Source organism: Mycobacterium sp. E787 (assembly GCF_001668725.1).
Classification (GTDB): Bacteria; Actinomycetota; Actinomycetes; order Mycobacteriales; family Mycobacteriaceae; genus Mycobacterium.
Map to the genome: position 1 here is coordinate 123518 of NZ_LZKL01000050.1, position 22627 is coordinate 146144.

Sequence of the window (22627 nt, forward strand, 5' to 3'; positions counted from 1 at the left end):
CCTCTCCTGACTTGTCGCGTCCGAAGGTGCAGCTGTCCGACGACGAGTGGCGCCGAAAGCTGAACCCGCAGGAGTTCGAGGTGCTGCGCCGCGCCGGCACCGAGCGGCCGTTCACCGGCGAGTACACCGACACCAAGACCGAGGGCGTGTACCAGTGCCGGGCCTGCGGCGCCGAATTGTTCCGCAGCACAGAGAAATTCGAGTCGCACTGCGGCTGGCCCTCGTTCTTCGACCCGGCCAACTCCGACGCGGTGATTCTGCGCCCCGACCACTCGATGGGAACGACGCGCACCGAGGTGCTGTGCGCGAACTGCCACAGCCACCTGGGTCACGTGTTCGCCGGCGAGGGGTACCCCACCCCGACGGACCAGCGGTACTGCATCAACTCGATCTCGCTGCGGCTGGTGCCGGCGGGCTCGTAGTTACCCCTGCGTTCCCGCGACATATAACCAGTTGCGACGACACGCCGAAGCGCGTCGCAACCATTTATATCTCGCAGCATCCGCGGCGGATGAGTGCATCGCGCACGCGTCGCACGACGTCTGCCGGGCTTGTCCTCGGCGATCACCCGGATGACGATCCAGCCCAGCGCTTCGAGCCCGCGTATCCGCCGCTGGTCCCGGGCGTATTGGCGTCGGTCGCTGCGGTGCTGGTCACCGTCGTACTCGGCGGCGACTTTGTATCTTTCCCAGCCCATATCGAGCACGCCGACCGTTCGCCAGTTCTCGTTCACCGGTATCTGTGTCTCGGGAGCCGGCAGTCCGGCATCGATCAGCAAGAGTCGTAGCCAAGTCTCCTTTGGCGAGGCGGCGCCCGCGTCGACAAGCGGGAGTGCCGTGCGCAGCCGTCGCAGACCCCGCGCACCCGGGTACCGTTTGGCCAACTGCGACACGTCCTCGACACAAAACGGTGTTGCCCGCATCAAGGCGTCGAGTCGCGCCACCGCCTCGCCGGTGGGCAATTGCCGGGCCAGGTCGAACGCCGTGCGCGCAAGGGTGGTCACGGGCAGACCCGCGACCCGGGTGACCTCATCCGGTTGAACTCGCTGATTACGCGTGACCACGCCGATCGGCGCGTGCTGGTTACGCCAGATCAACTCGATGGGCGCGTCGTCGTCGATCCAGCGCGAGCCGTGCAGTGCCGCCGCGGCAAGGCCAGCCACCACGCCGCGTCGGCCCGACCACAGCCACGCCGCAACCGAGCGCGCTCGCAGCGACGGCGTGGCATGAACCGGCAGGTGAACGCCGGGATAGACGGCCCGGAACCTGCTGCGCAATTGGTAGGGAGTCAGGTGCCCCCGCCGCACCGCCTCGCTGCCGACAAACACCTCGTCCACAACCGTGGGACGTCAATGCTTGTGCGTCCGGATCCCCCAGACATAAACCGTTGCGACACATCTCGGCGTGTCGTCGCAAATGTTTACGTGTCGCGACAAGCCCCGGTGGCTAGTCCACGCGCGTGGCGTGGCATTCCCAGAACGGGGCGTGCACCCGGCCGCCCTCCAGCCACGGCTCCATCGCCCGGAACCGGTCCAGCAGCGCCTGCACCTGATCGGCCATGTCCGGGTTGCGCGCGGCCATCATCTCGATCGTCTGGGTGCTCAGGTTGACCAGATAGGTCGTCGGGCCGAGGTAAGTGATCTCCCACCCCGCGGGCGGCAGCACCTGACGAAAATCGTCCTCGGACAACGACCGCATCATTTTGAAGCCGTTGACGTCGTGCTCGCCGAACTCGAACATGTACAGCCGCGCCCCCGGCCTGGTCGCCCGGTGCAGCGCCCGCGCGTAGGCATTCTGCATGTCGCGGTCGGTGCTGAAGGTGTGGTAGAAGGCGCAGTCGACGACGGTGTCGAACCGGTTGTCGAAGCCCTCCAACTTGGTGGCGTCGGCCAGCTCGAAATTGACCGTCACACCGGCCTTTTCGGCGTTTTCGCGGGCCCGCTCCAGGGCACCCGCGGACCCGTCGATGCCGGTCGCGGAGTAGCCCTTCGACGCGTAGTAGATCGCGTGGTGGCCGGGGCCGGTGCCCGGGTCGAGCACCTCGCCCTTGACCGCGCCCAGCGCAACCAGCCGCTGGACCACCGGCTGCGGGCCGCCGATGTCCCACGGCGTGGCCGCGGGCAGCCCGTGCGACAGCCGGTCGTCGCGGTACATCTCCTCGAAGCGGGTGGGATCCGTCGGGTCGAACGGCGCGGTTGTCATGGCAGCGCCGCCACCAGCTGCTCGACCGGCACCCGCGGCCCGGTGAAAAACGGCGTCTCGGCGCGGGTGTGCCGGCGCGCGTCGGTGGCGCGCAGCTCGCGCATCAGGTCGACGATGCGGTCCAGCTCGGGCGCCTCGAAGGCCAGGATCCACTCGTAGTCACCCAGCGCGAACGCCGGGACGGTGTTGGCGCGGACGTCCTTGTACTCGCGCGCGGCCATGCCGTGCTCGGCGAGCATGCGACGACGTTCCTCGTCGGGCAGCAGGTACCACTCGTAGGACCGCACAAAGGGATACACGCAGATGTAGGCGCCGGGTTCCTCGCCGGCCAGGAACGCCGGGATGTGGCTCTTGTTGAACTCGGCCGGCCGGTGCAGCGCCACGCTGCTCCACACCGGCGCGCTGGCCCGCCCCAGCGTGGTGGTGCGCCGGAAGTCGGCGTAGGTCGCCTGCAGCGCCTCGACGCGTTCGGCGTGGGTCCAGATCATGAAGTCGGCGTCGGCGCGCAGCCCCGCCACGTCGTAGAGGCCGCGGACGACGACCCCGCGCTCCTCCTGTTGCTTGAAAAACCGGGCCGCGTCGTCGATCGCTTCCTTCCTCGTGTCACTCGAGTCCTCGCCCAGCACGCCGGGCCGCACGGAGAACACCGAGAACATCAGGTAGCGCAGCTGCGAGTTCAGGGTGTCGTAGTCGAGTTTGGCCATGGCACCTATCGTGCCACTTTCGCCCGGAGTGCCTCGACCGCGCGGCCGGCCGCCCCGACGCAGGCCGGTACACCGATCCCGTCGAGGTAGCTGCCGGCCACCGCCAGCCCCGGCGGGAGCCCGGCGCGCACCTCTGCGACCACCTCGGCGTGGCCGGGACCGTACTGCGGCATCGCCTCGATCCAGCGCTGCACGCGAGCGTCGACGGGGTCGACGGTCAGCCCGAACACGTCGACCAGGTCGCTCAGCGCCCACCCCAGCAGTTCGTCGTCGGCGACGCCGGCGGCCACATTGTCACCGAACCGCCCGAACGACAGCCGCAACAGCTGGGTGTCGCCGCGCGTGCCCCACTTGCGCGACGAGAGCGTGATCGCCTTGGCGCGCAACGGTTCCCCGCTGGCCACCAGCACGCCCGAACACTGCGGGAACGGCGTGTCGGCCGGCACCGCGAGCGCCACCACCGCCGCCGACGCGCTTTCGATCCGCCGCGCGGCGGCGCAGCTGCGCGGCGCGATTTCACCGACCAGCGACGCCAACCGCGGGGCCGGGATGGCCAGCACCACCGCGTCGGCATGCCACCGGGCGCCGGTGTCGTCCACCAGCGCCCAACCGGGCCCGGCCGGCTCGAGCCGCCGCACGGCGGCGCGCACCCAGCGCGGGCGGGCGCGCGCCACGAGCTCGTCGACGAGCACCCGGTAGCCGCCGTCGACCGCCCCGAACACCGGCGCGCCGGTGTTCGGCGGCAGCCCTTTGCGCACCGCGTCGGTCAGGCTGGTCGCGCCGCGGTCGAGGGCCGCCGCCACGCTGGGGGCCGCCGCGCGCAGGCCGATGGTCGCCGCGGAGCCCGCGTACACCCCGCTCAGCAGCGGGTCCACCGAACGGGCCACGACCTGCGCGCCGAACCGGTCGCCGACCAGTTCGGCCACCGCGGGATCGCTGCCCGGTTGCCAGCTGAACGGGCGGGCGGGTTCGGCGTCGATGCGCGCGACCGTGGCCTCGTCGACCAGCCCGGCCACCGAAGCCGACGACGACGGGATCCCGACGACGGTCCCCGCCGGCAGCGGGTGCAACCGCCGCTCGCTGAAGATCAGCGGCCGGGCCCCGGTGGTGCCCAGTTGGCGATCCGACAGGCCCAGCTCGGCCAGCAGCGCCGGCATCTCGGGCCGGCGCAGCACAAACGCCTCGGCGCCCACGTCCATCGCCTGCCCGCCGACCCGCTCGGTGCGCAGGATCCCGCCGAGGCGGTCGGCGGGCTCGAACAGCGTGATCGTCGCGTCCTCCCCGACCGCCGCGCGCAACCGGTACGCGGCCGTGAGACCCGAAATGCCGCCGCCCACAACACAATACGAGCGGCTCATAGCGAGTGGACCAGCGCGACCAGGTCGGTCAGGACGGCGGGATCGGTCTCGGGCAGCACCCCGTGACCGAGGTTGAACACGTGACCGGTCGCGCCGGCGTCGATCGCGCGGCGCCCGTCGTCGATGACGGCCCGCGCCGCGCGCTCGACCACCGGCCAACCCGCCAGCAGGACGACCGGGTCGAGGTTGCCCTGCAGCGCCGTGCCGGGCTCCACCCGGGCGGCGGCGTCGGCCAGCGAGGTGCGCCAGTCCACCCCGACGACGGCGGCCTGGCCGGGCTGCATGCCGCACTTCAGCGCCGACGACATCGCGCCGAGCAGCTCGGCGGTCCCGACCCCGAAGTGCGTCATGGGCAGGGCGTATTGCGCCAGCGTGGCGAACACCCGCGAGCTGTGCGGCAGCACGTACTGGCGGTAGTCGGCCAGCGACAGCGTGCCGGCCCACGAGTCGAACACCTGGATCGCGTCCACCCCGGCCTCGATCTGGCCCTGCAGGAACGCGACGGTGAGGTCGGTCAGCTTCTCCATCAGCGCGTGCCAGCTGTGCGGCTCGGCCAGCATCATCGCCTTGGTGCGGGCGTGGTTGCGGCTGGGGCCGCCCTCGACGAGGTAGGACGCCAGCGTGAACGGCGCGCCGGCGAAGCCGATCAGCGGAACGTCGCCCAGCGCGGCCACCAGCAGCGAAACCGCCTCGCGGATCGGCGCAATCGCCTGCGGGTCAAGCGGTTTCATTGCCTCGATGTCGGCGTCGGCGCGCACCGGGTGCGCGATCACCGGCCCGACGTCCGCGACGATGTCCAGTTCGACACCCGCCGCGCGCAGCGGCACCACGATGTCGGAGAACAGAATCGCCGCGTCGACGCCGTGGCGGCGCACCGGCTGCAGCGTGATCTCGCAGGCGACCTCCGGCTCGAAGCAGGCCGCCAGCATGCTGTGCCGCTCCCGCAGCGCCCGGTACTCGGGCAGCGAACGGCCGGCCTGCCGCATGAACCACACCGGCACGCGGCCGGGCTTGCGTCCGGTGACGGCGGCCAGATACGGCGACTCCGGCAGGTCGCGTCGGGCGTCGGGAACGTTCATCGGCCTCAATGCTGCCACGAGGCCCCAGCGGCGCCTGCGTAACATCGCGGTGGTGCCGATCAGCTACGACGAGTTCCCCAGCCTCCGCTTCGAACCCGGTTCCGAAGGCGTGCTGACCCTGGTGCTGGACTCCCCCGGGCTGAACTCGGTCGGGCCGCAGATGCACCGCGACCTGGCCGACGTGTGGCCTGTGCTCGACCGCGACCCCGCCGTGCGCGTCGTGCTGGTCCGCGGCGAGGGCAAGGCCTTCTCCTCCGGCGGCAGCTTCGACCTGATCGACGAGACCATCGGCGACTACGAGGGCCGGATCCGCATCATGCGCGAGGCCCGCGACCTGGTGCTCAACATGGTCAACTTCGACAAGCCCGTCGTCTCGGCGATCCGGGGACCCGCCGTCGGCGCGGGCCTGGTGGTGGCGCTGCTCGCCGACATCTCCGTCGCGGGCCGCACCGCGCGGTTCATCGACGGGCACACCAAGCTCGGGGTGGCCGCGGGCGACCACGCCGCGATCTGCTGGCCGCTGCTGGTCGGCATGGCCAAGGCCAAGTACTACCTGCTCACCTGCGAGACCCTGCTCGGCGAGGAGGCCGAGCGCATCGGCCTGGTCTCCACCTGCGTCGACGACGACGAGGTGCTGGCCACCGCCACCCGGATCGCCGAGAACCTGGCGCAGGGCGCGCAAAACGCCATCCGCTGGACCAAGCACAGCCTCAACTACTGGTACCGGATGTTCGGCCCGGCCTTCGAAACGTCGCTGGGCCTGGAATTCATCGGTTTCGGCGGCCCCGACGTTCGGGAGGGCCTCGCCGCGCACCGGGAGAAGCGCCCGGCCCGATTCACCAAAGGAACCGCGCCCTGAGCAGGCGATACGGCCTCCTCGAGGCCCCGATGAGCGCCGGTAACGGCTTGGTCGCGACGGGCGCGGGACTCGGCGCGCCTGTTTCGGCGTGTCGGCTGATGGGTCTAGCGTCGAACGCTGTGACAGCCTCAGCCGAACCGGCACCCTTCCGCGAGGCGGTGGCGGCAATGAACGCCGTGACCGTGCGGCCGGAGATCGAGCTGGGCCCGATCCGTCCGCCGCAGCGCCTGGCGCCCTACAGCTACGCGCTGGGGGCCGAGGTCAAGCATCCCGACCTCGAGATCGTCCCGGAGCGCTCCGAGGGCGACGCGTTCGGCCGGCTGATCCTGCTCTACGACCCGGAGGGCGCCGACGCCTGGGACGGCTACATCCGCCTGGTCGCCTACATCCAGGCCGACCTCGACCCCACCGAAGCCGTCGATCCCCTGCTGCCCGAGGTGGCGTGGAGCTGGCTGGTCGACGCGCTGCAGGCGCGCCTCGAACAGACCACCGCCCTGGGCGGCACCGTCACCGCCACCACGTCGGTGCGCTACGGCGACATCTCCGGGCCGCCCCGCGCCCACCAGCTGGAGCTGCGGGCGTCCTGGACGGCGACCACCCCGGCGGTCGGGGCGCACGTCGAGGCGTTTTGCGAAGTGCTCGAGCACGCCGCGGGCCTGCCGCCGACCGGGGTCACCGACCTGAGCTCGCGGTCACGCGCCTGACATGGGCGAAGCGGGTGCCGCTAGGCCCGACGACACCGCGCCCGACGACGCCGCGCCTGAACCCTGCCCGCTGCTGCAGCCTTCCGACGGGGTCCCCGATCTCGCGGTGAGCGTCCACGAGATCGAGGCGGCCGCGCGGCTGCTGGACCGCGGGCGCGGGCCGTTCGCGGTGGACGCCGAGCGGGCGTCGGGTTTCCGCTACTCCAACCGCGCCTACCTCATCCAGATCCGGCGGGCCGGGGCGGGCACCGTGCTCATCGACCCGGTCAGCCACGGCGCCGACCCGGTGACGGCGCTGCGGCCGGTCGCCGAGGTGCTGGGCAGCGACGAATGGATCCTGCACTCGGCCGACCAGGACCTGCCGTGCCTGGCCGAGGTCGGCATGCGACCCCCCGCCCTGTACGACACCGAGCTGGCCGGGCGGCTCGCCGGCTTCGACCGGGTGAACCTGGCCACCATGGTCGAGCGGCTGCTGGGGTTCGGCTTGGCCAAAGGCCACGGCGCCGCCGACTGGTCCAAGCGCCCCCTGCCCGCAGAATGGCTCAACTACGCGGCCCTGGACGTGGAATTGCTCATCGAGCTGCGCGCAGCGATCTCCGAGGTGCTCGCCGGGCAGGGCAAAACCGCTTGGGCCGCAGAGGAATTCGACTACCTGCGGGCCTTCAAGGGCGGCGACGCCGCCGGTGACGCCGCGCTCGCCCGGCGGGACCGCTGGCGCCGGACGTCCGGGATCCATCGGGTGCGCGACCGGCGCGGCCTCGCCGCGGTGCGCGAACTGTGGACCGCGCGCGACCGCATCGCCCAGCGGCGCGACATCGCCCCGCGCCGCATCCTGCCGGATTCGGCCATCATCGACGCCGCCCTCGCCGACCCGAAGACCGTCGAAGAGCTTGTCAAGTTGCCGGTGTTCGGCGGGCGCAACCAGCGCCGCAGCGCCGAGGTCTGGCTGGGGGCGCTGGAGGCGGCCCGGCGCAGCCAGGAGCCGCCGGAGGACGCCGAACCGCCCAACGGGCCGCCGCCGGCGGCGCGGTGGAGCAGGCGCAAACCGGAGGCCGCCGCCCGGCTGGAGGCGGCCCGGGCGGCGCTGGGTGAGCTGTCGGAGCGGGTCGGAGTCCCGACGGAGAACCTGGTCTCACCCGACCTGGTGCGACGGCTGTGCTGGGACTGGCAGCCCGCCGCGGACCCCGATGAGGCCGTCGACGAGTTCCTGCGGGCAGGGCAGGCGCGGGCGTGGCAGCGCGAACTCGTCGATCCCGTGCTGGCCCGGGCGTTGCAACCACCGGCCGACGACAGCTAGCACGCCCCCGTCCTGGGCCACAGCCGTTCAGCGTGAATCCTCGGCTTTGCGTGTGTATCCAGGGCGGAAAATTCGCCCGGATCCCGCCACCAGCTCACACCCAAAACCCAGGATTCACACCCAAAAGGCCTGCAGCCGCCCGGCGACAATCGCGACCAACGCGCCCTAGTCGAGGGGCTCCCGGACCTCCGCCTCGGAGACGGACGTGCCCAGCGCCGCCGCCCAACCGGTGATGCGGCGGGCCACGTCCTGGTCGGTCAGCCCCAGGTCGGCGAGCACCTCGCCCCGAGACGCGTGCTCGTAGAACCGCTGCGGCAGCCCCACGTCGCGGCAGGGCGTGTCGACCTCCGCGCGCCGCAGCGCCGCCGAGACGGCCGACCCCACCCCGCCGTTGACGCCGTTGTCCTCGAGGGTGACGACCAGTTTGTGCTGCGCGGCCATCTCGACCACGCCGTCGGACACCGGCAACACCCAGCGCGGGTCGATCACCGTCACGCCGATGCCCTGGTTGTGCAGCCGCTTGGCCACGGCCAGGGCCATCGGCGCGAACGCGCCGACCCCGACCAGCAGCACGTCGTGGTTGAGCCCCGTCGCCGGCACCGCCAGCACGTCGACGGCCGAAACGCCCGACCCGCGTCGCTCCAGGGCCGGAATGTCTTCGCCCACATCGCCTTTGGGAAAGCGGATGGCCGTCGGGCCGTCGTTGACGTCGAGGGCCTCGCCGAGCTCCTCGCGCAGGCGGGTCGCGTCGCGCGGTGCGGCCACCCGGATGCCGGGCACGATGTTCAGCATCGACAGGTCCCACATGCCGTTGTGGCTGGCACCGTCGGAGCCGGTGATGCCGGCCCGGTCGAGGACCATCGTGACGGGCAGCTTGTGCAGCGCCACGTCCATCATGATCTGGTCGAAGGCCCGGTTGAGGAAGGTCGAATAGATCGCCACCACCGGGTGCATGCCGCCCATGGCCAGTCCGGCCGCCGACGTGATCGCGTGCTGCTCGGCGATGCCGACGTCGAACAGCCGGTCCGGGAACTGCTGCCCGAACGCCGTCAGCCCGGTGGGGCCGGGCATCGCCGCGGTGATGGCCACGATGTCGCGGCGCTTGCGCGCGTAGCCGATGAGCGCCTCGGAGAACGTGGCCGTCCAGCCCGGGCCGGGAATCTTGGTGGCCCGGCCGGTGACCGGGTCGATCACGCCGCAGGAATGCATCTGCTCGGCCTCGTCGTCCAGGGCCGGCGCGTAACCCATGCCCTTGCGGGTGACGACGTGCACGATCACCGGGCGACCGAAGCCGCGGGCGTGGCGCAGCGCGGCCTCCACCGCGCGTTCGTCGTGGCCGTCGACCGGGCCGACGTACTTCAGGCCGAGGTCGGTGAACAGCAGCTGCGGGGACAGCGAGTCCTTGATGCCGGCCTTGACGCTGTGCATGAAGCGGTAGGCGATCTGGCCGACCAGGGGCAGCGAGCGCACCGCGTCGCGCCCCCGTTCCAGCACGTGCTCGTAGGCCGGCTGCAGGCGCAGCGTGGCCAGGTGGTCGGCGACGCCGCCGATGGTCGGCGCGTAGCTGCGGCCGTTGTCGTTGACGACGATGATGACCGGCCGGTGCGAGGCGGCGATGTTGTTCAGCGCCTCCCAGCACATGCCGCCGGTGAGCGCGCCGTCGCCGACGACGGCGACCACATGACGGTTGCGGTGCCCGCTGAGCTCGAACGCCTTGGCCAGGCCGTCGGCGTAGGACAGCGCGGCGCTGGCGTGGCTGGACTCCACCCAGTCGTGCTCGCTCTCGGCGCGCGACGGATAACCCGACAGGCCGCCCTTTTTGCGCAGGCTCTCGAAGTCGTGGGCGCGGCCCGTCAGCATCTTGTGCACGTAGGCCTGGTGGCCGGTGTCGAAGATGATCGGGTCGTGCGGCGAGTCGAACACGCGGTGCAGCGCCAGCGTCAGCTCGACGACGCCGAGGTTGGGCCCGAGATGTCCCCCGGTGGCAGCCACCTTGTGGATCAGGAACTCGCGGATCTCGGTCGCCAGATCGCGGAGCTGCCGTTGGGACAGGTACTGCAGATCAGCGGGCCCGCGGATCTGTTCCAGCATCCCGTTAGTCTACGCAGCGTTCGCACGGGAGACCGGAGTCCGCGTCCGGTCCTTGTTAGCCTCGGACCGCGGTGCGCCGGGAAGCCTGGTCGGCACGTTGTCCCCGAACCCGGAGTGCGCCGTGATCCTTGCCGTCGACCGACCGCGTCGACCCCCGCAGTCGTATCGTCGCACCATGCGCGCCGAGCAGATCGCCGAAGACTTTCCGATCGTCAGCATCGACGGGGACGCGCTGGACGCCGCGCGGCTGCTCGCCGAGCACCGGCTGCCGGGCCTCTTGGTCACCGACACGTCGGGAAACCCCTACGCGGTGCTGCCGGCTTCGCAGGTCGTCCGCTTCATCGTGCCGCGGTACGTGCAGGACGACCCCTCGCTGGCCGGGGTGCTCAACGAATCTACGGCCGACCGCTGCGCGGAGAAGCTGAGCGGCAAGAAGGTACGCGACGTGCTGCCGGACCACCTGCTCGACGTGCCGCCGGCCGACGCCGACGACACCATCATCGAGGTGGCGGCCCTCATGGCGCGGGAGAGAAGCCCGCTCGTCGCGGTGGTCAAGGACGGTACGTTGATCGGGGTCATCACGGCATCGCGGGTCCTCGCCGCGGCGCTGAAGCCTTGATTCCGGTGGATGTGGCGATCGAGCGGCTACGGGCGGAACCACGGGACAACCGATGAGCTTGATCGCGATCGTCGTGTTCGTCGTCGCCTACGCGCTGATCGCCAGCGACCGCGTCAACAAGACCGTCGTGGCGCTCACCGGCGCCGCGATCGTCGTCGCCTTGCTGCCGATCATCAACTCCGATGACGTCTTCTACTCACACGAGACCGGAATCGACTGGGACGTCATCTTTTTGCTGCTGGGCATGATGATCATCGTCAGCGTGCTGCGCCAGACCGGTGTGTTCGAGTACGTCGCGATCTGGTCCGCCAAGCGCGCCCGCGGCTCCCCCCTGCGCGTCATGATCCTGCTGGTGCTGGTCACCGCGATCGGGTCGGCCCTGCTCGACAACGTCACCACGGTGTTGTTGATCGCCCCGGTGACCCTGTTGGTGTGCGACCGGCTGGACATCAATGCGGCGCCGTTCCTGATGGCCGAGGCGTTCGCCTCGAACATCGGCGGCACGGCGACGTTGATCGGTGATCCGCCCAACATCATCATCGCCAGCAGGGCGGGCTTGACGTTCAACGACTTCCTGCTGCACCTGACACCGATCGTGATCATCGTGATGGCCGTCCTGATCGCGTTGCTGCCGCGCCTGTTTCGGGGTTCCTTCTCGGTCGACCCCGAGCGCGTCGCCGACGTCATGTCGCTGGAGGAGAAGGAGGCGATTCGCGATCGCAGGCTGCTCATCGCGTGCGGCATCGTGTTGGTGGCGGTGTTCGCCGCGTTCATCGCCCACTCGGCGCTGCACATGCAGCCCTCCATCGTCGCGCTGCTGGGCGCCGGCATCCTGATCCTGGTGTCCAGGCTGGAGCATTCGGATTACCTGTCCAGCGTCGAGTGGGAAACGCTGCTGTTTTTTGCCGGGTTGTTCATCATGGTCGGGGCGTTGGTCAAGACGGGCGTCGTCAAGACACTGGCACATCTGGCGATCACCGCCACCGGCGGCAACGCGCTGCTGGCCACCATGGTGATCCTGGTGGCATCGCTGGCGATCAGCGGCGTCGTCAACAACGTTCCGTACGCCGCGACGATGGCGCCCGTCGTCGCCGACCTGGCGCCGGCCCTGGGCGGACACGTCAACGCCGGCGCCTTGTGGTGGGCGCTTGCGCTCGGCACCGATTTCGGCGGCAACCTCACCGCCGTCGGCGCCAGCGCCAACGTCGTCGTGCTCGGGATCGCCGCGCGCGCCGACAATCCCGTCTCCTTCTGGGAATTCACCCGCAAGGGCGCATTGGTGACGGCGATCTCGGCGGCGCTGTCCGCCCTGTACCTGTGGCTGCGGTACTTCGTGTTGAGCTGAGCGCTAACAGGTCAGCAGCGCAACGGATTCGGTGTGATGAGTCAGCGGGAACGCGTCGAACACCTTGATCTTCTCGACGGCGTAGCCGTGTGCCCGGTACAGGCCGATGTCCCGCGCGAAAGAGGCCGCCTCGCAACCGATGTGGACCACGCGCGGCACCCGGGCGGCGGCCAGGAGGTCGATGATCTCGCGCCCGGCACCGGCGCGCGGCGGGTCCAGCACTGCGACCCCGGCGCTCCCGCGCTGCGCGGTCAGCGCGCGGCGGACCGAGTCGGTGACGACGTCCACCTGGGGCAGGTCGAACAGGGCGGCGCGCGCGGCGCGCGTCGCCGAGCGCGAGGTGTCGACGGTCAGCACCCGCCCCGACTCCCCCACCGCGTCGGCGAGCGCCGCGGCGAAAACCCCCGCGCCGCCGTAGAGATCCCAGACGGTCATGCCGGGACTCGGTTGCGCCCAGTCGAGGACCAGAGCGCTGTAGACCCGGGCCGCGTCCCGATGCGCCTGCCAGAAGGCCGTGACCGGCACCCGCCAGCTGCGCTCACCCACCCGTTGCACCGCCTCGTAGCCGCCCTCGACCACCGTGGTGTCGGTCCGCTTGCCCTGTCGCAGGGTGCGCACCACGTGCCGCTCGCCCTCGTCGTCGACGGCGACGTGCAACTGGGCGCGCGGGGGCCAGTCGGCCCGGGACAATCCGTCCAGCATTGCGGGCGGCAGCTGCGCGCAGCGCAGGTCGGTCACCAGCTCGTCGCTGTGGTAGCGGTGGAAGCCGGGCCGGCGGTCCTCGCCCACCTCCAGCCGGACCCGGGTGCGCCAACCGGTGGGCCCGGCATCCGGCGACAATTCCTCGGCGCCCGTTTCGGGGACGCTCCAGTCGTGCCCGCCCAGCCGGGACAGCTGGTTGGCCACGACCTGGGCCTTGACCGCGCGGGCCGCCTCGGGCGTGGCGAACGCCAGATCGCAACAGCCGGCGCCGTCGGCCCCCGCGATCGGGCACAGCGAGGCGACGCGGTCGTCCGACGGCTCGATCACCTCGACAACCTTTGCGTGCCAATAGGAGTCGCGCTCGGAGGTGATGCGCACCCGCACCCGCTCGCCGGGCAACGCGTAGCGGACGAACACGACGCGGCCGTCATGATGGGCCACACAGCTGCCCCCGTTGGCCGGGGGGCCGGTGACCAGCGTCAGCTCGGTGCTCAATCGAAGATCCCGCGACGGGCGTCGCCGGGCGCCGCGTGCGGGTGGAAGGCCTTCAGCCGCTCCGACGAATTCAATTGCCAGGGAACCGAAGTCACCATCACGTTGGGCATGAACAACAACCGGCCCTTGAGCCGCAGCGCGCTCTGGTTGTGCAGCACCTGCTCCCACCAGTGGCCCACCACATACTCCGGGATGAACACCGTGACCACCGTGCGCGGCGACTCCCTGCTGACCCGCTTGACGTAATCGAGGATGGGCCGGGTGATTTCACGGTAGGGCGAGGCGATGACCTTGAGCGGCACGCTGATGTCGCTTTCCTCCCACCTGTGCACCAGGTCGCGGGTTTCGGCGTCGTCGACGCTGACCGTGAGCGCCTCGAGCGCATCGGGACGGGTGGCGCGCGCGTAGGCCAGAGCGCGCAGTGTCGGCAGGTGCAGCTTGGACACCAGCACCAGGGCGTGGTTGCGGCTGGGCAGCACCACGTCGTGTTGGGCCGCCTCCTGCTCCTCCAATTCCAGGCTGACGGTGTGGTAGTGGCGGTGAATCATTTTCATGATGATGAACAGCAGGCTCATCGCGAAAAGGGCGATCCACGCACCGGCGAGAAACTTGGTGGCCAGCACGACCAGCAGCACCGCGCCGGTGGACAACAGGCCGACCGTGTTGACCACCCGCGAGCGCATCATCTTGCGCCGCAACCGCGGATCGGTCTCGGTGCGCAGCAACCGGGTCCAGTGCCGGACCATGCCGATCTGGCTCAGCGTGAACGAGATGAACACGCCCACGATGTAGAGCTGGATCAGCGCGGTGACCTCGCCGCGGAACGCGATGATCGCCAACAGGGCCGCCCCGGACAGGAACAGGATTCCGTTGGAGAACGCCAATCTGTCACCGCGGGTGTGCAATTGGCGCGGCAGGTAGCTGTGCTGCGCCAGGATCGAGCCGAGCACGGGGAACCCGTTGAACGCGGTGTTGGCCGCCAGCACCAGGATCAGCGCGGTCACCGTGGCGATCAGCAGGAACCCGATGTGAAAGCTGCCGAACACGGTTTCGGCCAGCTGCGTGACCAACGTCTTCTGGTAATAGTTCGGCGGGGCGCCGGTCAGCTGCCTGGCGGGATCCTCGACGAGTTTCACCCCGATCTTCTCGGCCAGCACGATGATGCCCATCAGCAGGGTCACCGCGATGCCGCCCAGCATCAGCAGGGTCGTGGCAGCGTTGCGCGACTTGGGCTTCTGAAACGCCGGCACCCCGTTGCTGATCGCCTCGACCCCGGTCAGCGCCGCGCACCCGGACGAGAACGACCGCGCCACCAGGAAGGCCAACGCGAAGCCGACGATCTGGCCGTGTTCGGCGTGCATCTCGAAACCGGCCGATTCGGCCCGCAGCGGGTTGCCCAGCACGAAGATCCGGAACAGACCCCAGCCGATCATGACCAGCACGCCGATGATGAACGCGTAGGTCGGGATGGCGAAGGCCAGCCCGGACTCGCGGACGCCGCGCAGGTTCAGCGCCATCACCAACAGGATGGCGCCGACGCAGAACCACACCTTGTTCTCCGCGACGATGGGGATCGCCGAGCCGATGTTCGACATCGCCGACGCCGTCGAAACGGCAACGGTCAGAACGTAATCCACCATCAGGGCGCTGGCCACCACGAGGCCGGCGGTGTCGCCGAGGTTGGTGGTGACCACCTCGTAGTCGCCGCCGCCCGACGGGTAGGCGTGCACGTTCTGCCGGTAGCTGGCCACCACGACCAGCATCACCGCGGCCACGGCCAGGCCGATCCACGGCGTCAGCGCATACGCGCTCACCCCGGCCACCGAGAGCATCAGGAAGACTTCCTCCGGCGCGTAGGCCACCGAGGACAGCGCATCGGAGGCGAACACCGGCAAGGCGATCCGCTTGGGCAGCAGCGTGTGACTCAGCCGGTCGCTGCGAAACGGCCGTCCGATCAGCAGCCGGCGCGCAGCGGTCGAAAGTTTGGACACGAGAGCCAAGAGTAAGCCCACCCGAGCTTGCTAGCGTTTCGTAGGCAAGAATGTTCGCGGACGGACCGAATCGGCTGGCTAGCCCAGGTAGCCGATTGAACAGCGCAGGACGCACCCGAGAGGACCCCAAGTGCGCGTGGTTGTGATGGGTTGCGGCCGGGTGGGCTCTTCGCTGGCCGACGCGCTCTCCCGGATCGGCCACGACGTGGCCGTCATCGACCGCGACAGCACCGCGTTCAACCGGCTGAGCCCCGAGTTCTCCGGCGAGCGGGTGCTGGGCCAGGGATTCGACCGGGACGTGCTGCTCAGCGCCGGCATCGAGGACGCCGACGCGTTCGCCGCGGTGTCATCCGGCGACAACTCGAACATCATCTCGGCCCGGCTGGCCCGGGAGACGTTCGGCGTGCGGCGCGTCGTCGCCCGGATCTACGACGCCAAACGCGCCGAGGTTTACGAGCGCCTCGGCATTCCGACGATCGCCACGGTCCCGTGGACCACCGACCGGCTGCTCAACACGCTGACCCGGGAAAGCGAGACCGCCAAGTGGCGCGACCCGACCGGCACCGTCGCCGTGGCCGAGGTCGATCTGCACGAGGACTGGGTGGGGCACCGGGCCACCGACCTGGAGCAGGCCACCGGCGCCAGGGTCGCGTTCCTGATCCGGTTCGGCACCGGTGTGTTGCCCGAACCCAAGACCGTGATCCAGGCCGGCGACACGGTCTATATCGCGGCCATATCCGGCCGCGCCGCCGAGGCGGTCGCCATCGCGGCGCTGCCGCCCAGTGAGGACCTCGAGGCGGGACCGCGCAAATGAAAGTAGCTGTCGCCGGGGCCGGCGCCGTCGGCCGATCGGTCACCCGCGAGCTCGTGGCCAACGGCCACGACATCACCCTGATCGAGCGCAACCCCGAACACGTCGACATCGACGCCATCCCGGCAGCGCACTGGCGGCTCGGCGACGCCTGCGAACTGAGCCTGCTGCAGTCGGTTCACCTGGAGGGCTTCGACGTGGTGGTCGCCGCGACCGGCGACGACAAGGCCAACGTGGTGCTCAGCCTGCTGGCCAAGACCGAATTCGCGGTGCCGCGGGTGGTGGCCCGGGTCAACGATCCCCGCAACGAATGGCTGTTCACCGACGCCTGGGGCGTCGACGTGGCGGTGTCCACGCCGCGCATGCTGGCCTCGCTGATCGAGGAGGCCGTCGCCGTCGGTGATCTGGTGCGGCTCATGGAATTCCGCCGCGGTCAGGCCAACCTGGTGGAGATCACCCTGCCCGACGACACCCCGTGGGGCGGCAAGCCGGTGCGCCGGCTGCAGCTGCCGCGGGACGCCGCGCTGGTGACGATCCTGCGCGGCCCGCGCGTCATCGTGCCGGAGGCCGACGAGCCGCTCGAGGGTGGCGACGAGCTCCTGTTCGTCGCGGTCGCCGAGGCCGAAGAGGAGCTGCACAAGCTGCTGCTGCCGGCCACCGAGGCGGCCGACTGATCAGTCGGCCGCCGTTTCGGCGCCCGCCTTGTCGCGGGCGGGCATCGCGCGCTGCGCGGCCCTGATCGCGGCGTAGGTCGCCAGCGCGGCCAGCAGCGTCAGCGGCCAGCCCATGCCGATGCGCGCCACGCCCAGCCAACCGGTCTGGTCGGCGTCGTAGAGGATCCGCTGGACCACGAACCGGGCGCCGAATACCAGCACCCAGCACAGCGAGGCGAAGTCGAACGCGTAGACGGCGCGGGGCACGTCGCGCCACGCCCGGTCGCGGCCGGTGGACCAGCTCCAGGCGTAGCCGACGAGCGGCCGGCGGATCAGCACCGACGCCACGAACACCACGGCCCACAGCAACGACATCCAGATGCCCAGCAGGAAATAGCCCTTCGACTGCCCCACGGCGTAGGCGATCAGCGCGCACACGGCCACGCCGATGAACCCGGAGAACGCCGGCTGGGTGGACTCGCGGCGAAGCAGCCGCCACAGCAAGACGAGCGCGGCCGCGGCCAGCGCGGCGCCGATGGCGGGCAGCAGACCCGACAGGCCGGACACCACCACGAAGACCACCACGGGCAGCGACGAGTAGACGACGCCACTCACCCCGCCCACCTGTTCCAGCAGGCGTTCCTTCGGGTTGGTCACCGCTGAATTTCGTAGTGCGGGTTGTAGATCGCCTTGGTCCCGTTGTCCAGCTTGCCCAGCCGCCCGCGGACGCGCAGCGTGCGGCCCGAGTCGATGCCGGGAATGCGGCGCTGGCCCAACCACACCAGGGTGACGGTGTCGGTGCCGTCGAACAGTTCGGCGCGGACCCCGCCGGAACACCCCTTGCCGTTCGTCTCCACGCTGCGCAGCGTCCCGACCATGGTGACCTCCTGGCCACGCTCGCAGTCGATCGCGCGCTGCGCGCCGGTACTTGCGACTTCGTCGGACAATTCTTCGGAGTCGAGCTGCTCCGGGTCCTCCGTCAACCGACGGGTGAGCCGGCGCAAATATCCTTGGGCCCCCATGGCCACTCCTGACAGTGCTGTAAAAGCATCGGTGCTTCCTCCATGCCAACGGACACCGTAGACCTCTTGGTTCCCCGGTGCCAATCGAATCAAACGGGAAGTTGGACCGGTGCGCACGGCCGGGCAATATCGAGGGATGGCGGTCGAGTTGCGGGGTGTCGCGACGGTGCTGCTGCCGGGCACCGGCTCCGACGACGACTACGTCTACCGGGCGTTTTCTCGCCCGCTGCGCGACGTCGGCGCGACGCTCATCGCGCCGCCGCCCCGGCCCGATCGGTTGATCGACGGCTACCTGTCCGCGTTGGACGACGCCGCGCGCGACGGCCCCATCGGCGTCGGCGGTGTCTCGATCGGCGCCGCGGTGGCGGCCGCGTGGGCGCTGGCCCATCCCGAGAGCACCGTGGCCGTCCTGGCGGCGCTGCCGGCCTGGGCTGGCGCCCCCGGCACCGCACCGGCGGCGCTGGCCGCGCGGCATTCGGCGTCCCAGTTGCGCGCCGACGGCCTGGCGGCGACGACGACGCAGATGCGCGCCTCCAGCCCGCCGTGGCTGGCCGACGAGCTGGCCCGATCCTGGCGCGCCCAATGGCCCCGATTGCCGGACGCCATGGAGGAGGCCGCCGCCTATGTCGCGCCCAGTTGCGCGGACCTGACCGGGCTGGTGCCACCGCTGGCGGTGGCGGCCGCCCTCGACGACCCGATCCATCCGCTGCAGGTGGCCGTCGACTGGGTCACCGCGGCACCGCGCGCGGCGCTGGTGACGGTGACGTTGGACCAGATCGGCGCGGACCCCGCCGCGCTGGGCGCGGCCTGCCTGGCCGCCCTCGCCGAGCTGTAGGGAGTGTCAACCGCCGGTCGTGGTGCGCAGCTGCTGCATGGCCGATCCCTCGGCGCTGCGGCGCGCGGCCGGCTCGTTCGGCGGCTGTTCCTGCGCCTGCTGCTGCTGCGCGGCCGCGGCCGCCCGCAGCTGTTCGGCCATCGGCTCGGGCAGCTGGACGGGCAACGGCGTGCGGACCGGCAGCGGCGTATCGCCGCGGCGAACCACCGTGTCCGCCAACGCTGCTCGCGCCTCCTGCTCCAGCGCTGCCATCGTCTCGTGCGAGCCGTTGACGACGCAGCGGATCATCCAGCGATAGCCGTCGACGCCGATGAACCGCACCACGCCGGTGGCGGTGCCGACCACCTCGCGGCCCCACGGGCCGTCCTTGATGCTGACCTTGGCCGAGTCGTTGCGCAGCGACTCGGCGAGCTCGCCGGCCACCTCCCGCCACAGGCCACCCGTCTTGGGCGCGGCGTAGGCGGCGATCGTGAAACGACCGTTGGGCGTGACGACCCACACCGCGCTCGGCACCCCGGTCTCGGTCAGCTCGACCTGCAGTTGGCCGGCCTCCGGCATGGGAATCAGGACCGAACCGAGGTCGAGCCGCGCCAACTCGGCGACCGCGGGATCGTCGAAGTCGTCGATGTCGAACGGGCCCTCGAGCTCTTCGCCGTCCTCGCCGGCCGGCTCGGGGGGAGCCTGGGCCCCGACCTCGTCCGTCGGGTCGCCGCCGCCTTTGTCTGAGCGTCTACCGAATGCAGCCATCACAAACTCGCATGTCCTCCGGAGGAACCGTGACCACCATCGCCACGGGATGTTTCGGCCAGCCCGGCCTCGTCGAACGACGACACCTCGACCAGCTCGGCCAACTCGACGCGCTGCACCAGCAATTGGGCGATCCGGTCCCCCCGATGCACCACGATCGGCTCGACCGGATCGAGGTTGATCAACGCGACCTTGATCTCGCCGCGATAACCGGCGTCGATGGTGCCCGGGCTGTTCACGATCGAAAGCCCAACGCGCGCAGCCAATCCCGAACGCGGGTGCACCAGCCCCACCATCCCGAACGGGATGGCGACCGCGACCCCCGTTCGCACCAGGGCGCGCCGCCCCGGGTCCAGGGTGACGTCTTCGGCGCTGTAGAGGTCGACCCCGGCGTCGCCGTCGTGGGCGCGAGCGGGCAGCGGAAGTTCGGGGTCGAGGCGGACAACTTTGACTTGCAAGGCCAGACTGGTCGACACGGGGCCACAGACTACCCTTGACCGCGTGTCCTCTACGCGCGTCGCGCCGCACAGCGTGCGATATCGCGAACGGCTGTGGGTGCCGTGGTGGTGGTGGCCACTGGCTTTCGGGCTGGCCGCGCTGATCGCCTTCGAGGTCAACCTCGGTGTTCGCACCCTGCCCGACTGGCTGCCGTACGCAACGCTGTTCGTGGTGGCCGCGGGTGCGCTGCTGTGGCTGGGCCGGGTCGAGATCCGCGTCACCGAGGACTCGTCCGCGGCGGGCGGCGTGCAGCTGTGGGCCGCCGACGCGCACCTACCGGTCAACGTGATCGCCCGGTCCGCCGAGATAGCGCCGTCGGCGAAGTCGGCGGCTTTGGGCCGCCAGCTCGATCCGGCGGCCTACGTGCTGCACCGGGCGTGGATCGGCCCGATGGTGCTGGTGGTCCTCGATGACCCGGACGATCCCACGCCGTACTGGCTGGTGAGCTGCCGTCACCCGGAGCGGGTGCTGTCGGCGCTGACACGCTGAGCGCAGCTATCAGGCTGCGCAGTCGGTACAGATCATCACGCCGTTCTTCTCACTGGCGAGACGGCTGCGGTGTTGCACCAGAAAGCAGCTCGAGCAGGTGAACTCGTCGGCCTGCTTGGGGATGACGCGGACGGAGAGCTCTTCCCCGGAAAGGTCGGCCCCCGGCAACTCGAAAGATTCAGCTGATTCGGATTCGTCGACGTCGACCACGGCCGAGGCCGCCTCGTTGCGTCGCGCTTTGAGCTCCTCCAGCGAGTCTTCCGAGACATCGTCGGTCTCGGTGCGCCGCGGAGCGTCATAGTCGGTAGGCATATTCTCCCCTGCCCTATCCCCTCTAACAGGCCTCGTTTATCTCAAGCAACGCTTTGTACCAGCGTCGAACGCATCCACCAAACGATTCGTGCCCGTATCACGCCCCATTAACGTGTGAGTTACGTCACACACCCGGATTGACCCTTGCCTCGAGTCTCAAACGATGCATTTAGAGTGCACATGTGGTCGCACAAATTACCGAGGGTACCGCTTTCGACAAGCGCGGTAGGCCCTTTCGGCGGCGCAATCCCCGGCCCGCCATCGTGGTGCTCGCGCTCCTGGTGGTGGCCACCGGCGTGGTGTGGACGATGGCCCTGACGCGGCCGGCCAAGGTGCACGAGGCCGTGCTGTGCAACCCGCCGCCGCAGCCGGCCGGGTCGACGGCACCCCAGCTCGGCGAGCAGGTGTCGCGCAGCGCCATGGCCGACGTCACGCCCGCCAAACTCGCCGACACCAAGGTCCGGGTCCTCAACGCCAGCGGCCGCGGCGGCCAGGCCGGCGACGTCGCGGGCGCCATGAAGGACCTCGGCTTCGCGCAGCCCACCGCCGCCAACGACCCCGTCTACGCCGGCACCAGGCTGAACTGCCAGGGTCAGATCCGCTTCGGCACGGCCGGGCAGGCCACCGCGGCCGCCGTCTGGCTGGTGGCGCCGTGCACCGAGTTGTTCAACGACAACCGCGCCGACGATTCCGTCGACCTGGCCCTCGGCACGGAGTTCACCGCGCTGGCCCACAACGACGACGTCGACGCGGTGCTGGCCAGCCTCAAGCCCGGCGCCACCGAGCCGACTGATCCCACCCTGCTGCAAAAGATCCACGCCAGCAGCTGCTGAGGCGCTCAGTCCGGCAGCGGCTCGAGGCCGTCGAAGCGGTCCAGGGCCGCCAGCAGCTCGTCGGCGATCCCGGGCGCGGCGGCCACCACCAACCCGGCGCTGCCCGACGGGCCGTCCGGCTCGGTCACCAACACGCGGGCCCCGGCCTCGGACGCGATCAGCGCACCCGCGGCGCGGTCCCAGACCTGCAGCCCGTGCTCGTAGAAGGCGTCCAGCCGGCCGGCCGCGACCATGCACAGGTCCAGCGCCGCGGAACCGATGCGACGGACGTCGCGCACCACCGGCAGCAGCTGCGCCACCAACGCCGCCTGGCTCGCGCGGCGGCGACGCGAGTAGCCAAAGCCGGTGCCCAGCAACGCCATCGACAAATCGTCGACCGCGGCGCACCGCAGCGATTCGGTCCCCCGCTCGTCGATGACGTGCGCGCCGAGCCCGGCCGCGGCCGAGTACACCCGGCCGGCGACGACGTCGGCGACCGCCCCCGCCACCGACACGCCGTCGATCTGGGCGCCCACCGACACCGCGTAGGCCGGGATGCCGTAGACGAAATTCACCGTGCCGTCGATGGGATCGAGCACCCAGGTGACCGCCCCGGCGGGACCGTTCGCGCCGTCGGCGGGCCCACCGCCCTCCTCGCCGAGTATCGGGTCACCGGGCCGCAGCTCGGCCAGCCGATCGCGCAGCAGCCGCTCGGTCTCGGTGTCGACCACGGTCACCGGATCGGTGGGGGTGGTCTTCGACCGCACGGCGCCGCTGCCCGCCGCGGACAAGCTCGCGGCCCGGCCGCCGAACACCTCGGCGCGGCGGCGCCGCACGAATTCTGCGGCCTCGGCGGCCAACTCTTCGGCCACCGAACGCAGCTGCGCGGGCTCGGCCTGCTTTTCGGGGGGGCGCGTCACGTAGTCCATCGCAGCACAGCCGCCACCGCCGCGCAGACCCGCCAACCGGCGCGGCCGCCCGGGCTAAGGTGGGCGGACAGGCC

Annotated in this window: 24 protein-coding genes and 1 pseudogene; 11 read left to right on the forward strand and 14 right to left on the reverse strand. The window is 70.5% G+C overall.

Translation table 11 applies throughout. The features are described from left to right. Positions 1-11: 11 nt before the first annotated feature. A complete protein-coding gene (gene msrB / locus A5705_RS10620; RefSeq protein ID WP_156738484.1) occupies positions 12-422 on the forward strand; it encodes a peptide-methionine (R)-S-oxide reductase MsrB in 411 nt (136 codons plus the stop codon). Positions 423-486: 64 nt separating this feature from the next. Here msrB and A5705_RS27115 read toward each other — a convergent pair. The 5 genes and pseudogenes from A5705_RS27115 to hemE all read right to left on the reverse strand — a co-directional run bounded on the left by A5705_RS27115 (position 487) and on the right by hemE (position 5342). Then, positions 487-1336, reverse strand: a pseudogene (locus tag A5705_RS27115) (endonuclease domain-containing protein). 109 nt (positions 1337-1445) lie between these two features. Then, on the reverse strand, positions 1446-2201 hold the full coding sequence (locus tag A5705_RS10625; protein ID WP_068277349.1) for a class I SAM-dependent methyltransferase: 756 nt from the start codon (positions 2199-2201) through the stop codon (positions 1446-1448). Continuing rightward, a complete protein-coding gene (hemQ, locus tag A5705_RS10630; protein WP_067882459.1) occupies positions 2198-2905 on the reverse strand; it encodes a hydrogen peroxide-dependent heme synthase in 708 nt (235 codons plus the stop codon). The genes A5705_RS10625 and hemQ overlap by 4 nt, the downstream gene beginning before the upstream one ends. Positions 2906-2910: 5 nt before the next feature. Then, positions 2911-4263: a protoporphyrinogen oxidase gene (locus A5705_RS10635; protein WP_068277352.1), complete on the reverse strand. Its 1353-nt coding sequence runs from the start codon at positions 4261-4263 to the stop codon at positions 2911-2913. Next, positions 4260-5342: a uroporphyrinogen decarboxylase gene (gene hemE, locus A5705_RS10640; RefSeq protein WP_068277358.1), complete on the reverse strand. Its 1083-nt coding sequence runs from the start codon at positions 5340-5342 to the stop codon at positions 4260-4262. The genes A5705_RS10635 and hemE overlap by 4 nt, the downstream gene beginning before the upstream one ends. Before the next feature lie 52 nt (positions 5343-5394). On the opposite strand from hemE, the gene A5705_RS10645 reads away from it, so the two are divergent. From A5705_RS10645 to A5705_RS10655, 3 genes are all read left to right on the forward strand, one after another. After that, complete coding sequence (locus A5705_RS10645) at positions 5395-6201, forward strand: enoyl-CoA hydratase/isomerase family protein (protein ID WP_068277405.1); 807 nt, start codon at positions 5395-5397, stop codon at positions 6199-6201. A 119-nt stretch (positions 6202-6320) separates the two neighbouring features. Beyond that, entirely contained in the window at positions 6321-6905 is a 585-nt protein-coding gene (locus A5705_RS10650) for a DUF3000 domain-containing protein (protein WP_231964505.1), read from the forward strand. 1 nt (position 6906) lies between these two features. Further along, positions 6907-8202, forward strand: a complete 1296-nt coding sequence (locus tag A5705_RS10655) for a ribonuclease D (protein WP_068277359.1) — start codon at positions 6907-6909, stop codon at positions 8200-8202. A gap of 165 nt (positions 8203-8367) precedes the next feature. On the opposite strand, the gene dxs is transcribed toward A5705_RS10655, so the two are convergent. Continuing rightward, positions 8368-10293: a 1-deoxy-D-xylulose-5-phosphate synthase gene (gene dxs / locus A5705_RS10660; protein ID WP_067882468.1), complete on the reverse strand. Its 1926-nt coding sequence runs from the start codon at positions 10291-10293 to the stop codon at positions 8368-8370. A gap of 175 nt (positions 10294-10468) precedes the next feature. Between dxs and A5705_RS10665 the strand changes: the two genes are divergently transcribed. Both A5705_RS10665 and A5705_RS10670 read left to right on the forward strand, forming a co-directional pair. After that, the gene (locus A5705_RS10665; RefSeq protein ID WP_067882470.1) at positions 10469-10912 is read left to right on the forward strand and encodes a CBS domain-containing protein; all 444 of its coding nucleotides are present in this window, start codon (positions 10469-10471) and stop codon (positions 10910-10912) included. A gap of 52 nt (positions 10913-10964) precedes the next feature. Beyond that, positions 10965-12257 carry an ArsB/NhaD family transporter gene (locus tag A5705_RS10670; RefSeq protein ID WP_067882472.1) on the forward strand — a complete coding sequence of 431 codons (1293 nt, stop codon included), beginning with the start codon at positions 10965-10967 and terminating at the stop codon, positions 12255-12257. Positions 12258-12260: 3 nt separating this feature from the next. Here A5705_RS10670 and A5705_RS10675 read toward each other — a convergent pair whose 3' ends face one another. Together A5705_RS10675 and A5705_RS10680 are read right to left on the reverse strand one after the other, a co-directional pair. Next, positions 12261-13454 (reverse strand): class I SAM-dependent RNA methyltransferase, encoded by a 1194-nt coding sequence (locus tag A5705_RS10675; protein WP_068277360.1) that lies wholly within the window; start codon positions 13452-13454, stop codon positions 12261-12263. Beyond that, positions 13451-15445 (reverse strand): APC family permease, encoded by a 1995-nt coding sequence (locus A5705_RS10680; RefSeq protein WP_068277363.1) that lies wholly within the window; start codon positions 15443-15445, stop codon positions 13451-13453. Before A5705_RS10680 ends, A5705_RS10675 begins: the two co-directional genes overlap by 4 nt. Positions 15446-15575: 130 nt before the next feature. On the opposite strand from A5705_RS10680, the gene A5705_RS10685 reads away from it, so the two are divergent. Continuing rightward, positions 15576-16259: a TrkA family potassium uptake protein gene (locus tag A5705_RS10685; RefSeq protein WP_067882478.1), complete on the forward strand. Its 684-nt coding sequence runs from the start codon at positions 15576-15578 to the stop codon at positions 16257-16259. Further along, complete coding sequence (locus tag A5705_RS10690) at positions 16256-16930, forward strand: TrkA family potassium uptake protein (protein ID WP_068277366.1); 675 nt, start codon at positions 16256-16258, stop codon at positions 16928-16930. Before A5705_RS10685 ends, A5705_RS10690 begins: the two co-directional genes overlap by 4 nt. Here the strand turns inward: A5705_RS10690 and A5705_RS10695 are convergent, their stop codons facing one another. Then, positions 16931-17566 (reverse strand): DUF3159 domain-containing protein, encoded by a 636-nt coding sequence (locus A5705_RS10695; RefSeq protein WP_068277370.1) that lies wholly within the window; start codon positions 17564-17566, stop codon positions 16931-16933. Further along, positions 17563-17931: an OB-fold nucleic acid binding domain-containing protein gene (locus A5705_RS10700; protein ID WP_067882483.1), complete on the reverse strand. Its 369-nt coding sequence runs from the start codon at positions 17929-17931 to the stop codon at positions 17563-17565. The genes A5705_RS10695 and A5705_RS10700 overlap by 4 nt, the downstream gene beginning before the upstream one ends. A gap of 136 nt (positions 17932-18067) precedes the next feature. Between A5705_RS10700 and A5705_RS10705 the strand changes: the two genes are divergently transcribed. Then, complete coding sequence (locus A5705_RS10705; protein ID WP_067882485.1) at positions 18068-18766, forward strand: hypothetical protein; 699 nt, start codon at positions 18068-18070, stop codon at positions 18764-18766. A 6-nt stretch (positions 18767-18772) separates the two neighbouring features. Here the strand turns inward: A5705_RS10705 and A5705_RS10710 are convergent, their stop codons facing one another. Together A5705_RS10710 and dut are read right to left on the reverse strand one after the other, a co-directional pair. Beyond that, positions 18773-19513 (reverse strand): DUF3710 domain-containing protein, encoded by a 741-nt coding sequence (locus A5705_RS10710; protein ID WP_068277373.1) that lies wholly within the window; start codon positions 19511-19513, stop codon positions 18773-18775. Then, positions 19513-19989 carry a dUTP diphosphatase gene (gene dut / locus A5705_RS10715; protein ID WP_067882489.1) on the reverse strand — a complete coding sequence of 159 codons (477 nt, stop codon included), beginning with the start codon at positions 19987-19989 and terminating at the stop codon, positions 19513-19515. The genes A5705_RS10710 and dut overlap by 1 nt, the downstream gene beginning before the upstream one ends. 25 nt (positions 19990-20014) lie before the next feature. Between dut and A5705_RS10720 the strand changes: the two genes are divergently transcribed. Next, positions 20015-20500 (forward strand): DUF3093 domain-containing protein, encoded by a 486-nt coding sequence (locus A5705_RS10720; protein WP_067882491.1) that lies wholly within the window; start codon positions 20015-20017, stop codon positions 20498-20500. A 9-nt stretch (positions 20501-20509) separates the two neighbouring features. Here A5705_RS10720 and A5705_RS10725 read toward each other — a convergent pair whose 3' ends face one another. Next, positions 20510-20812 carry a DUF4193 domain-containing protein gene (locus tag A5705_RS10725; RefSeq protein ID WP_003919098.1) on the reverse strand — a complete coding sequence of 101 codons (303 nt, stop codon included), beginning with the start codon at positions 20810-20812 and terminating at the stop codon, positions 20510-20512. 182 nt (positions 20813-20994) lie between these two features. Between A5705_RS10725 and cei the strand changes: the two genes are divergently transcribed. Further along, entirely contained in the window at positions 20995-21645 is a 651-nt protein-coding gene (gene cei / locus A5705_RS10730) for an envelope integrity protein Cei (RefSeq protein ID WP_068277376.1), read from the forward strand. A 5-nt stretch (positions 21646-21650) separates the two neighbouring features. On the opposite strand, the gene A5705_RS10735 is transcribed toward cei, so the two are convergent. Continuing rightward, entirely contained in the window at positions 21651-22544 is an 894-nt protein-coding gene (locus A5705_RS10735) for an inositol monophosphatase family protein (protein ID WP_231964506.1), read from the reverse strand. Positions 22545-22627: the final 83 nt, after the last annotated feature.